This is a genomic window from Salinimicrobium gaetbulicola (assembly GCF_042676025.1).
GTDB classification, from domain to species: Bacteria; Bacteroidota; Bacteroidia; order Flavobacteriales; family Flavobacteriaceae; genus Salinimicrobium; species Salinimicrobium gaetbulicola.
In genome coordinates this window covers 334925-347669 of record NZ_JBHTJP010000035.1, presented here as the reverse complement: position 1 = coordinate 347669, position 12745 = coordinate 334925, and the positions used below count along the sequence as shown (strand labels likewise).

At 40.6% G+C, this 12745-nt stretch carries 10 protein-coding genes and 1 tRNA gene; 7 read left to right on the top strand and 4 right to left on the bottom strand.

Going from position 1 to position 12745, the window contains the following annotated elements:
• Positions 1 to 7 precede the first annotated feature (7 nt).
• A complete protein-coding gene (locus ACFQ1G_RS10850) occupies positions 8 to 601 on the top strand; it encodes a riboflavin synthase (RefSeq protein WP_380739449.1) in 594 nt (197 codons plus the stop codon).
• A 314-nt stretch (positions 602 to 915) separates the two neighbouring features.
• Here ACFQ1G_RS10850 and ACFQ1G_RS10845 read toward each other — a convergent pair whose 3' ends face one another.
• Positions 916 to 1185, bottom strand: coding sequence for a hypothetical protein (locus ACFQ1G_RS10845; RefSeq protein ID WP_380739447.1), 270 nt, complete (start codon positions 1183 to 1185; stop codon positions 916 to 918).
• Positions 1186 to 1409: 224 nt separating this feature from the next.
• On the opposite strand from ACFQ1G_RS10845, the gene ACFQ1G_RS10840 reads away from it, so the two are divergent.
• The 5 genes from ACFQ1G_RS10840 to rlmF all read left to right on the top strand — a co-directional run bounded on the left by ACFQ1G_RS10840 (position 1410) and on the right by rlmF (position 9353).
• On the top strand, positions 1410 to 2468 hold the full coding sequence (locus ACFQ1G_RS10840) for a transporter substrate-binding domain-containing protein (protein ID WP_380739445.1): 1059 nt from the start codon (positions 1410 to 1412) through the stop codon (positions 2466 to 2468).
• Between the two features lie 177 nt (positions 2469 to 2645).
• Positions 2646 to 5519, top strand: a complete 2874-nt coding sequence (locus tag ACFQ1G_RS10835) for a M16 family metallopeptidase (RefSeq protein WP_380739444.1) — start codon at positions 2646 to 2648, stop codon at positions 5517 to 5519.
• Between the two features lie 164 nt (positions 5520 to 5683).
• Positions 5684 to 8011 (top strand): ATP-binding protein, encoded by a 2328-nt coding sequence (locus tag ACFQ1G_RS10830; RefSeq protein ID WP_380739442.1) that lies wholly within the window; start codon positions 5684 to 5686, stop codon positions 8009 to 8011.
• A complete protein-coding gene (locus tag ACFQ1G_RS10825) occupies positions 8001 to 8171 on the top strand; it encodes a hypothetical protein (protein WP_380739440.1) in 171 nt (56 codons plus the stop codon). Before ACFQ1G_RS10830 ends, ACFQ1G_RS10825 begins: the two co-directional genes overlap by 11 nt.
• Before the next feature lie 231 nt (positions 8172 to 8402).
• Positions 8403 to 9353 (top strand): 23S rRNA (adenine(1618)-N(6))-methyltransferase RlmF, encoded by a 951-nt coding sequence (gene rlmF, locus ACFQ1G_RS10820; RefSeq protein WP_380739438.1) that lies wholly within the window; start codon positions 8403 to 8405, stop codon positions 9351 to 9353.
• Between the two features lie 782 nt (positions 9354 to 10135).
• On the opposite strand, the gene ACFQ1G_RS10815 is transcribed toward rlmF, so the two are convergent.
• From ACFQ1G_RS10815 to mce, 3 genes are all read right to left on the bottom strand, one after another.
• Positions 10136 to 11224 carry a Fic family protein gene (locus ACFQ1G_RS10815; protein WP_380739436.1) on the bottom strand — a complete coding sequence of 363 codons (1089 nt, stop codon included), beginning with the start codon at positions 11222 to 11224 and terminating at the stop codon, positions 10136 to 10138.
• Between the two features lie 340 nt (positions 11225 to 11564).
• A tRNA-Ile gene (locus tag ACFQ1G_RS10810) sits at positions 11565 to 11638 on the bottom strand.
• A 133-nt stretch (positions 11639 to 11771) separates the two neighbouring features.
• A complete protein-coding gene (mce, locus tag ACFQ1G_RS10805; RefSeq protein WP_380739434.1) occupies positions 11772 to 12218 on the bottom strand; it encodes a methylmalonyl-CoA epimerase in 447 nt (148 codons plus the stop codon).
• Between the two features lie 131 nt (positions 12219 to 12349).
• On the opposite strand from mce, the gene rbfA reads away from it, so the two are divergent.
• Entirely contained in the window at positions 12350 to 12745 is a 396-nt protein-coding gene (gene rbfA / locus ACFQ1G_RS10800; RefSeq protein WP_380739432.1) for a 30S ribosome-binding factor RbfA, read from the top strand.

Sequence of the window (12745 nt, the reverse complement as noted above, 5' to 3'; positions counted from 1 at the left end):
AAGTAAAATGTTTACAGGCATCGTAGAAGAACTGGGGGAAATTAAAGGACTGGAAAGAACAGGTGATAACCTTAATATTACCGTAGAGGCAAAATTGGCCCCCGAGCTGAAAATAGATCAAAGTGTAGCCCATAACGGAGTTTGTCTTACGGTAGTAAATATTGAGGATAATACCTATACGGTTACCGCAATCCAAGAAACACTTTCAAAGACAAATTTAGGGCAACTGCAAGTAGGCGACCTGATTAACCTGGAGCGAGGCATGAAATTGGGTGCTAGACTGGACGGTCATATCGTACAGGGGCATGTGGATCAGACTGCTGTGTGCAACAACGTGATAGAAAATAATGGAAGCTGGGAATTTACATTTGAATATGATCCAATGCTTCAGAACATCACCATTGAAAAAGGATCTATCACCATCAACGGGGTAAGTTTGACGGTGGTGAACTCAAAACGAAATGAGTTTAGTGTAGCGATCATCCCTTACACATTTGAGAACACAAATTTCAAGATCATTCAAAAGGGAACCATTGTTAATCTTGAGTTTGATGTTGTAGGAAAATACGTCAAGCGTCTTACCGAGTTAAATATCAGCTAAGCTTTCTCGATCTCTGAAAGTAAAAACTCCCTAAAAGAATTCCGGCAATTATAAGGATTGGAAGATAATCATCTATAGGAAGTGGAAGCCCCACAGGAGGAGGGGGACCAGAACTCATCATAGCAGGAGCAGGCGGGTCTGCACAGAACGCCTCACTACTAAGTAGTAAAAAGACCCCAAATAGTACATTTTTCAGCTTCACCATAACGTCGGAAAAGTATGGTGAATTTTTGAGTTAAAAAAGTTAAAAGTGCATTTTAACGATTATATTGTGTATTTCATCGATATTCTTGTGAGAAACGCCCTTCGTTAAATCAGCTTTCCTTTTTAGCCAAAGGCCTCACTTTCCAGGCACCAAGAACAATTCCCATGATCAAAAGAGGCAATAAGTAATCATTGATAGGCAAACAAAGACCTACAGGAGGAGGAACTCCCTGTCCACGATCGGGACGGCCACAAGGATTAGGCCCAGCAGCACCATTATGTGATTTAGTCCCCGGTTGGGGCGGTTCCTGGACAGGAAAACCATAAACTCCCATACTTAGTGATACTGCAAGAAAAATGTAAAGTATTTTTTTCGTCATACTAATATCCGCCTAATCAGGTCATAAGGATAGGGAGAATTTTCCGAATCACCTTTATATTAACTCATTACTTTGTAATATTCAAAAATATAAAATAAAAAATTCTCTTCTCATATAAATACCCTTATAAATAAAGGAAGGCAGAAAAAATCGCTTTCCCCTCCCCATACCAGATCTTTTTCTGACATTTCGTAGGTTTGGTCCTAAACTTTAAAATTCAATTCATGAAGCAGGTATTCCTTCTCCTTATCGTCGCATTTTTCAGTTTAAATTCCCCGGCACAGGACACCACGAAGGCAAGTGCTAAAAAACTGGTCATAGGAGTGACAGAGGCACCACCTTTTGTAATGCGAAAAAATGGCAATTTTGACGGTCTCAGCATTTCATCATGGAACCTTGTGAATGAAAAGCTGGGAGTCGAATATGAATTTAAATATTATCCTGATCTAAACTCCTTATTAAAAGGAGTTGAAAAGAAAGAAGTGGACCTTAGTATCAATCCTATAACAGTAACAGATCTAAGGATGGAGCGCATGGATTTTTCCCAGCCATATTTCATTTCCCACACCGCGGTAGCCCGCCGAAGCGGATCCAAGATCTGGACTTACCTGTCGAATCTAATTAGCTGGAATTTTATTTCGGCGATTTTGATCCTTGTAGGAGTCATTTTCATTTTCGGATTTTTAGTGTGGATATTTGAAAGAAAAGCCAACCCCGATGAATTTGAAGGTGGCCCGAAAGGTATTTTTCAAGGCTTCTGGTGGAGTGCCGTGACCATGACCACCGTGGGATATGGAGATAAATCCCCGCGGACATTCGGTGGAAGATTTGTTGGACTCATTTGGATGTTCCTGGCCATCATCATGATCTCCAGTTTAACGGCCGGTATTGCTTCGTCACTTACGGTCCAAAACATTCACGATGAGATCAACTCCATAAAAGACCTGGACCGTTTTGAAGTAGCTTCGGTAGAAAGCTCCAGTGCCCATGAATTGCTACAGCAATATGACATTAAATCAAAAAATGTGATCAATGCCGAGCAGGGACTGGACCTCCTCATAAATGAGGAAACAAACCTATTCGTGTATGACCAGCCTATAATCGCCCATATAATAGAGCAAAAAGAATTACAGGAGGAGCTGGAGATCCTGCCAAAGACCCTGAAAAAAGATTACTATAGTTACACTTTCCCAAAAGGGTCAAAATTATTAAAGAAGATCGATCCGGTTCTAATGGGTACCTTAAAGACCATGGAATGGAATACCCTTATTGAGGATTATTAATTCAGGAGAACAATAATTGAAAAGCCGGGAAATCTCTTCCGGCTTTTTTAATGGCTTTTTTTACGGGTTACCGTAAAATGCATAGAATTTGAAGTTTTTTGTAACAAATCACCAATAAGAGCTACATATTTATATTATATTCAACCCATTAAGCAATTCTTTTAACAATTCTTTTTTATGAAATTTAAAAAATTCAACCCGATGGTGCTCTTCATGCCATTGGTGATGTTCGCCTTCGTGTCGTGCGATAGCCTCACGGGACAGGAGAATCAAACAGATCAGGATGGATTATCCATCGATTATGAAAAATATGAACTGGAAAACGGCCTCAACGTGGTGCTGCACCAGGACAGCTCAGATCCTATAGTGTCTGTAGCCATCCAATATGGTGTGGGTTCTAACCGTGAGAAAAAAGGTCGTACCGGATTCGCTCACCTTTTTGAGCACATGCTTTTCCAGGAATCTGAAAACGTAGGACAGGACCAGTTCTTCAAAAAGATCCAGGATGCCGGGGGTACTTTGAACGGAGGAACCTGGCAGGACGGGACCATCTATTATGAGGTGGTGCCTAACAACGCTCTTGAAATGGTAATGTGGCTGGAGTCTGACCGAATGGGTTACCTTATCAACACCGTAACCGAATCTGCTTTTGCTAACCAGCAGGAAGTAGTTCAAAACGAGAAGCGTCAGCGTGTTGACAATAACCCTTACGGGCACACCGGCTGGGTGATCGACAAGAACCTGTTCCCTGACGGGCACCCATACAGCTGGCAGGTTATCGGGGAACTCGAAGACCTTCAAAACGCCACAGTAGAGGACGTAAAAGAATTCTACGACAAATATTACGGTCCTAATAACGCCACTCTTGTTTTGGCAGGAGACTTTGATAAAGCGGAAGCTAAACAAATGATCGAAAAATACTTCGGGGAGATCAAAAGACGCCAGGAAGTTGAACCGTTAGAGGTTCAAACCGTTACTCTAGATGAGACCAAACGACTTTACCACGAAGACAACTTCGCCAACGCGCCACAATTGAATATGGTATGGCCTGCCGTTGAGCAATACAGTAAAGACGCGTACGCACTTGACTTCTTAGGCGAGATCCTTTCCGACGGAAAAGAAGCGCCACTATACACAATTTTGGTGGAAGACAAAAAAGTGACATCTCAGCCGTATGCATTTAACAGTGCCGATCAGATCGCCGGAAAATTCCGCATTCTGGTAACTGCCAACGCGGGGGTTGATCTGGACAGCGTGGAAGCCGGGATCAACGAAGCTTTCGCCCTTTTTGAAAAGGAAGGAGTAACCGAAAAAGATATCGAACGTATCAAAGCGGGGCTGGAGACCGATTTCTACAACGGCATCAGCAGTGTGCTTGGAAAATCATTCCAACTGGCGCAGTATGATGTCTTCGCCGGAGATCCTGGTTATATTCAGGAAGACATCAATAATATCAAAGCGGTTACCAAAGAGGATGTGATGCGCGTGTATGAAAAATACATCAAAGACAAGCCTTATGTGATGACCAGCTTTGTTCCTAAGGGACAATTGGAATTGATAACCGAGAATTCTGAAAAAGCTGAAGTGGTTGAAGAAGAGATCACCGAAAATGTAGAAACTGAAGTAGCTGAGACCGAAGCTGAAGAAATTCAGAAAACCCCATCTGCTTTCGACAGATCTGTACAACCGGAAATGGGAGATACTCCGAAACTGAACGTGCCTGAATCATGGACCGTGACGCTTGACAACGAGATGGAGGTTTACGGGATCGAGCAAAACGAAATTCCGTTAGTGACCTTCAGTATAGTTATTGAAGGAGGACACCTGTTAGATGACCTTAATAAGAACGGGGTTGCCAACCTGATGTCCGATATCCTGATGGAAGGAACAGCCAACAAAACTCCGGCGGAGCTGGAAGAGGCTATTGATCTTTTAGGGGCGAACATCAACATGTACACTTCCAATGAATCTATTGTTGTTCGTGGCAATACCCTGAAGCGTAACTTCGGAAAGACCATGGACCTGGTACAGGAAATGCTGCTTGAACCAAGATGGGATGAGAAAGAACTGGAACGTATCAAGACCAGCACCATCAACAACATTAAGAGAAACCAGGCTAATCCTGAAAGGATCGCCAGAGAGGTTTATAACAAACTGTTATACGGAGAAGGACATCCTTTCGCCTATCCTACTTTGGGAACCGAAGAAAGCGTTGCCGCTATCACTATGGATGACCTGAAAGCCTATTACAACAACTACTTCTCACCAAACGTGAGCCGTATGCATGTGGTAGGAGATGTTTCAAAATCACAAGTACTAAAAGCTGTCGACGGACTTGAGTCAAATTGGGAAGCTAAAGAGGTAAATATCCCTGAATTTGATATCGCCAATGAGAGAGATAAAGCTTCACTTTATTTCGTGGATATTCCAAACGCCAAGCAATCGGTGATCAACATTGGTTACATCGCGTTGCCAAGAACCAGTGAGGATTTCTTCCCTGCGGAAGTGATGAACTACAAACTGGGTGGATCTTTCTCCGGAAACGTGAACCTGGTTTTACGTGAGGAAAAAGGATATACCTATGGAGCACGTTCAGGTTTCAGCGGAAGTAAGATCCCGGGAACATTTACGGCCTCTTCCAGCGTAAGAACCAACACGACCGGCGAGTCTGTAGGTATTTTCAGAGATGAGATCGCCAAGTATAAGGAGGGAATTTCAGAAGAAGATCTTGAGTTCACCAAGAACGCCTTGATCAAATCTAATGCCCGCAGGTTTGAAACTCAGTATTCCTTACTTGGAATGCTTCAGGAAATGAGCGCTTATGACCTTGATCCAAAATACATCGAGAAAGAAGAAGCGGTGATTGGTGCAATGACCTTAGAGCAGCACAAAGAACTGGCTAATAAATATCTTGACGAGTCTAAAATGGCTTACCTGGTTGTAGGGGATGCCGCTACCCAGTTTGAGCAATTCAAGACCATGGGATTTGATGAAGTGAAATTAGTTAACAAGAAGGGCGAAGAAATTCCGCTTGAAGAAGTGAAAATGTAAATTCATCCTTCATAATTTCCAAAAAACCCGCTGTAAAAGGCGGGTTTTTTAATGTTATAAAATGACATTTCAGAAGCTTATTACCTAGTATCTAACTTTTGATTACCTTTATAGGAATGCCCTTTTCCCGGGCAAGTGCTAATTGAGATGATGATATTTGAACAATGAAAAGAATAAGCAGCGACAATCTTCTGAATATAATTTCCCACTTACCTAATGCCTTGTTGTTACTCACACCTGATTTTCGGATAGTGTTTGCGAGTAATTCCTATTTAAAAGCAACACTGGCTGACAGGGATGCCATCATAGGCAAGAATGTTTTCGAAGTTTTTCCTGATAATCCCGAGGACGCTACGGCTTCCGGAGTAAGCGACCTCAAGGCCTCTTTCAACAAAGTGTTGGAGACCAAAAAACCCCAGCAAATGCCGGTTCAAAAATACGATGTGCCAAGACCTGACGGAACTTTTGAAGAAAAGTACTGGGATGTGACCAATACCCCGGTATTGGATGAAACCGGAAAGATAAAGCATATCATTAACAGTGTGGTGGATGTGACCGTGAAGGTGAAAACAGAAGCGGCCCTGGAACTGGCGGTAGAGGCTTCTAAACTGGGAACCTGGGAAATGGACCTGACAACGGGCAGAGTAATACATCGAAATCTTCGTCATGACCAGATCTATGGCTATAAGAGCTTACAACCAACATGGGATCATGGCGTTGCCAGAAAAAAAATCCTGCCCGAGGATCTGAAAATTTATGACGCCGCTTTTTCCGAAGCAAAGGAAACAGGGCAACTGCATTTTGAAGTCCGAACAAAATGGGAAGACGGCAGTATTCACTGGATGGAAGTACAAGGCACTATCTACTTTGCGCCAAACGGAAAGCCAAGCCGGGCCGCAGGGGTAAATATGGATATCACCGAACGCCGCCGGGCTGAGGAAACCCTGAGAAAGGCAAAAGAAGAGGCAGAGGCAGCTTCCAGGGCGAAGGAAGATTTTCTCTCTACCATGAGCCATGAGATCCGCACGCCGTTAAACGCCGTGATAGGTTTGAGCAACCTGTTGTTAGAAAAGGATCCACTCGAGGAGCAGAAACCAAATCTTGAATCCCTGAACTTCGCGGCCAATAACTTACTTCAACTTATTAATGATATCCTGGATTTCAGCAAACTTGAAGCGGGAAAAATGACCGTTTCAGAAAAGAAATTTGACCTTTTCGAATTAATGCGCAACCTTAAAAATTCGCATGAATTACAGGCTGCAGAAAAAGAACTGGAACTTGAACTGTTCATTCATGATGCTGTTCCTAAAAGAATTTGTGCAGATCAAATTAAATTGTCTCAAATCCTGCATAATCTTGTAGGGAACGCTCTCAAATTCACCAGAAAAGGCGGTGTATCTATCGCTGTTGATCTCGTACGGAAAGAGAATGAGAACCTATGGCTTCAGTTCTCAATTGAGGATTCAGGGAAAGGGATTCCTGATGATAAACTGGAATATATATTTGAAAAATTCGCCCAGCAGAGAAATACTTCCGAAAGTGATTCCGGGGGCACCGGCCTGGGCCTGAGCATCACGAAATCCCTGCTTGAAATTATGGGAGGCACCATTCAGGTTGAAAGTAAACATGGTAAAGGATCTGTATTCACATTCAATTTACCTGTAAAAAAAGCCTCTTTCTGTGCACCCGGAACTAAGCTTCCAAAAGTTAAAAAAGAGCAGACAGCAAATACTCAGAACAAGCAGATCTTACTGGCCGAAGATGTCGAGATCAATCGGGACATTCTCATTCAATATTTGAACAGGTGGTGGAATATAATTCCAGATGAGGCTAAAAACGGAGAAGAAGCTATCAAAATGGCCCGGCAAAAAAAATACGATCTTATCCTGATGGATTTACGCATGCCGAAAATCGACGGTTATGAGGCCTCCTTGCACATTCGAAGGTTGAATGGATACCAACGCACTCCTATTTTGGCTTTTACCGCCGAAAACAAGAATAAAATAAGGCATTCAAAACTCTTCAACGGTACGCTTTCAAAACCTTTTGACCCTTCGGAATTAAAACAGGAGATACAGCATTTCCTCCACTTTTCAGAAAAGGACTTTAAAAAGAATGGAGTTACGGCCTCAGCCGAATCGGCAGAAAAAATACAACCCCGTGAGCCGACCTTCAATATTTCGCGTTTCAAAGAATTCGCCGAAGGAAACCGGGAGCTGCTTCAAAAACTTCTTGCCGGATCCATAAAGGCCGTTGAGGAATACCGGAATGACTTCTTGGCGGTAAAGAATGAAGAAGCTCTTTCAGATCTTATCCACAAGAACACTACAAACGTCCATTATATCAGTGCTTCACAACTGACCGAAAAAATGGAAAGATTCAAAGATATTTTAGCCAACCCGGCAGCGAGGGAACAGGAACTGGAAAGGAAAAAGAGGGAAATCCTGGAAGAATTTGACAGCATCCTAAAAGGGCTAAAGGTTGTACTTTGAAAAATGCTTTTTAAGCACCCTTACCATTTCCCCTGCCTCAAAAGGAATTGCAAAAGACGAGAAAAATGAAAATATGAAGGAGAAAGCAGAAGATAAGAAAAGTGACAAGAAGAAAGATAAACCTTTTTTCAAAATGAAATATAATCCCGCTCAGAACTGAGCGGGATTTTTTGTTTATTTACGCCATACATGCATTCCAGTCCCTTGCAGTAAAGCCTGGCCAAAAATGTGGTTCTTTTGCCACCCCCTTCTGATATTATGAAGTCTATAACAAGAGAAGTAAAGTAATAAACCGAGAAGTTTATAAAGACCGTACAAAAATCCACGCTTGAAACTAAACTTTTGCAAATGGAGCGTTATCTAATGTATATCTAAAAAACCTCAGCATCCTATGCCATCAAAAAATCAACCACTCAAAACAAAACTTCATAATCGGAATAGAAACCGGGAACCTTATGACTTGAAAGCTTTGGTCGATGCTATTCCAGGTTTAAAAAACCATATTAAGCCCAATAAATATGGAGGTGATTCAGTGGATTTTTCAAGCCCAATTGCCGTAAAACTTCTAAATCAAGGGCTACTAAAGCATTATTATGGCATAAACAATTGGGATTTCCCGGATGAGAATTTATGCCCACCCATCCCGGGTAGAGCTGATTACCTTCACTATATGGCCGACTTGCTGAGTGAAAACAATGCGGGTAAAATAGAAAAAGGGAGTCAAATTTTTGGTCTTGATGTGGGAGTTGGAGCGACTTGCATCTACCCTATTATTGGCGTTACAGAATACGATTGGAATTTTATAGCTTCTGACATTGATCCCAAATCAATTGCCTCAGCTGAGAAAATTATTAATTCAAATCCATCTTTAAAAGACAAAGTTGATTGTAGATTGCAAAAAGATCCGTCTGCAATTTTTAAAGGCATAATCGATAAAAAAGATAAAATTGATTTCACCATTTGCAACCCTCCCTTTCATGCCTCCATTGAAGAGGCTCAAAGAGGTAGTCGACGTAAAACAAGGAACCTTTTAGGGAAAAAAGTAAATGAAGCTAAACTAAATTTTTCAGGAGCTGAAAATGAACTTATTTACGACGGTGGAGAATATCAATTCATCAAAAACATGATTCGCGAAAGTGAAGAATTTGCTAAAAGCTGTTTCTGGTTTTCAACCTTGGTATCAAAGCAATCTAACCTTAAGGGTATTTATAAATTATTAGAAAAAGTAAAACCCACTCAGCTAAAAACCATTGCTATGGGAACCGGCAATAAAAGCAGCCGAATTGTAGCCTGGACGTTCCTTTCAAAAGAAGAACAAAAGGTATGGAAAGAAGAGGGGTAAGCAACCTAAGCTGTGAAGTTCTATCCAACAAATGATAAGTTTAAATGTCAGGCTTGGAATAGCTCTCAGCCTGTTTCTGAGCTTTACACAGACTTTTACACCACTACAGAGTTACAGATCAATTCAAGCGTTTAAATGCAATTCTGAAGGAATTTGAAGTGAAAGATCCCAGAGAACAACCATTTTTAAAAATTAAAATGATAGATCTTAATAGGAAGACTTTACCTCTTTACAGAAGGCTGGACGAGAAAAACAGTTCTGTATCCAGATAAAGGGGAATATGAAGATTGGAAAAGTAGAGCTGAAGAATTAATGAAAAACGGATTAATGCTACAGGTTAGCAATATCCTAGAAGAATCTCTTTTAGAGTCTGGTTCTGATTTGGCAGATAATTTATTCCTCCAGCCAGGGATAATGAAGGAAATGCATTAAGTGCAGCAGTTTAATCAATATATTAAATTTAATCTTTCTGATCACACATCCACCTAATCCACTTTTCGCTCATTTAGTGGAATAAGATTTTCTTTGTTCCAATAGAGTGGAATAAGAGTTTAATTAGTTGATTTTGAACGATTTATATTCTATATAAAAATTTAAAAAAAATGAAAAATGTTAATTCATTAAATTATTTTTAATAAAAATTTAACAAATATAAAAGGAATTTCTATTTTTTTATCAACATAATCCAGTTAACAAGTTTTAAATGGAATAAGAATTTCCTTATTCCATTAGAGTGGAATAAGGAAAAGTAAGCCGAAACGAAAATGAAGAAATTAAGAAGGTCATCTGATAATCTTCATCAATTCGTCAAAAACATAAATTTTGTTTCGCTTTCCTCCGGTTACTTCTACAAGGATCTTTTCCTCCTGAAATTTATCAAGCAAATTGTAGATTGTTTGATAACTATTAGTGTTAATTCTGGTCTTAATATTCTTGAAGGAGGTTACAGGGTTTTCAAAAATAATATCCAGAAGGTGTATAGCATATTGAGAGTTAAAATCAGATAGTTTTTCCTTTATTGACTTATATAGCTCTAACATGTTTAATACTTTACTTTGAGTATCTAAAGCTTGCTCTTTAATGGATTTTAGAAAATATATTATCCATGATTCCCAGTTATTTTCCTTATCTACCATCCTTAAAAAAGAGTAATAGTCATCCCGATTTCTCTCAAAGAATTCACTAACATAAAGTAGAGGGTAAGAAAGAATACCTTTTTCATACAGCATAATAGGAATCAATAGCCTACCAATTCTACCATTCCCATCCATAAACGGGTGAATAGCCTCAAATTGGTAGTGAGCAATTGCTGTCTGCACCAAGACATCAGGTTCATCAGGTGAATTTACAAATTTCTCCCAATTAGAGATTAATTCACTCAACTCTGATACATCTGGGGGAATGAATATGGCATTTTCAATAGCTGCCCCTGGTTTACCAATGAAGACAGGTATCTTTCTGAAATTCCCTTTATCTTTATTCGAACCTCTTACGGAATCCAACAGGATTGCATGTAATCTTTTGACGAAGTTTTCCCCCAGGGCCTTTTTTTCCAGTAATTCTATGGCAGCATGGATAGCCTTTCTATAATTAATAATTTCTCTAATATCCTGCTCTTTTGTTCCTATTTCAGAACTTTTCCCTTCAGCTTCATATTTAAAAACTTCCTCAATGGTGGCCTGGGTTCCTTCAATTTTTGAACTCGCTACCGCTTCTTTAGTGAGCAGGGGAGAGATCAAAAGACTTTGATTGGGAATATTCGCCAAGAGTCCGTTTAGAGAGCCTAATATTCTGTTTGCTTCACTAATATCTTTTATTAAAGGAGTATAGTCAATATTAGGCGGTAAAAAATCAAGCTTATGATTTTCCATAATTCATATTTAAAACTTTTATTCAAAAATATGTTATTCCATTGGATTAGCAATGCAATGGAATAAGGAAAATTATTATTCCAGTGAAATGGAATAAAGGGGTCACACCAAACTACAGTAGAAAAACGAAATTATCAGAACTATTACACCAACCACCCGTACATCAATCGTACAAATAAATAAAACAAAAAACCCTAACATTCAGTGATTAAGAATGTTAGGGTTTTATTCTGTGGTCCCACCTGGGCTCCCCTCGACTCAGCAAATGCTTCGCTCGGGATAAACTTCTCGCCCAGGAAGGCAAAAACAAAAAATCCTGCTTTCGCAGGATTCTATTCTGTGGTCCCACCTGGGCTCGAACCAGGGACCACCTGATTATGAGTCAGGTGCTCTAACCAACTGAGCTATAGGACCGCTTGGTGTTTCTAACTTCCCAAAGCATCGGGAATGCTATAATACCAGTCTCAATCATACTTGAGAGCCCGCAAATTTAGAGATTTGCCGTTTACCTCACAAGGTTTTTAAAAATATTTTTAAAGCCGATCTTTTATGAATCCCAAACCGCATCTCCTTCCGGCAAGGTATCGGGTTCCTCCTTTATTTCCTGGCATAATTCAACCAGGACGCCGTTGGAAGATTTCGGGTGTAAAAAGGCTACCAGCTTATTGTCGGCTCCCTTTTTAGGCTTCTCATTCAGAAGCACATAACCTTCAGCTTTCAGGCGCTTCATTTCTGCCTTGATATCTTCCACCCCAAAAGCGATATGGTGAATGCCCTCCCCTTTCTTCTCTAAGAATTTGGCGATCGGGCTGTCATCACGGGTAGCGCCCAGCAGTTCGATCTTGCTTTCCCCAACCTGGTAAAAAGCGGTCTCCACGCCTTCGCTCTCCACTTTTTCGGTCTTATAACATTCGGTGTTCAGCAAAGTTTCATAGGTCTTTCCGGCTGCTTCCAGGTCTTTTACGGCAATGCCTATGTGTTCTATCTTGTTCATCTCGGTTTTCGGTTTTCAGTTCTCTGTTATCGGTTGTTGGCAGATTCGATCCATAGCCAACAGCAAATGGTTAAAAGCTATCCTTAGACGAATTTAATAATAATCAACTTTAAAAATGTTATTTTTGCGTTATGGAAGAAACAAACAGACAGAAAAAAATTGGCGGAGTGCTACAGGAGGATCTTGCAGATATCCTTCAGGCTCACTTGAGGGATGCAGGAAAGACGGGAATATTGGTCTCTGTTTCTAAAGTGAAGGTGACCACAGATCTTTCACAGGCAAAAGCTTACCTGAGCATCTTTCCGGCGAAGACCGCGAAAGAACTGCTGGAGGAATTGAATGTGCTCAAACCACAGATCAAGCACCAGCTGGCCCAGCGCACCAAAAACCAGTTGCGCAGAATGCCTAACCTGGAATTCTTCATTGATGACTCGCTTGATTATATTGAGAATATCGACAAGTCACTGAAAGGTGAGGAAAATCCTATTGAGCAGCCAGACCTGCTTTCAAAAAGGAAAAAATCATAA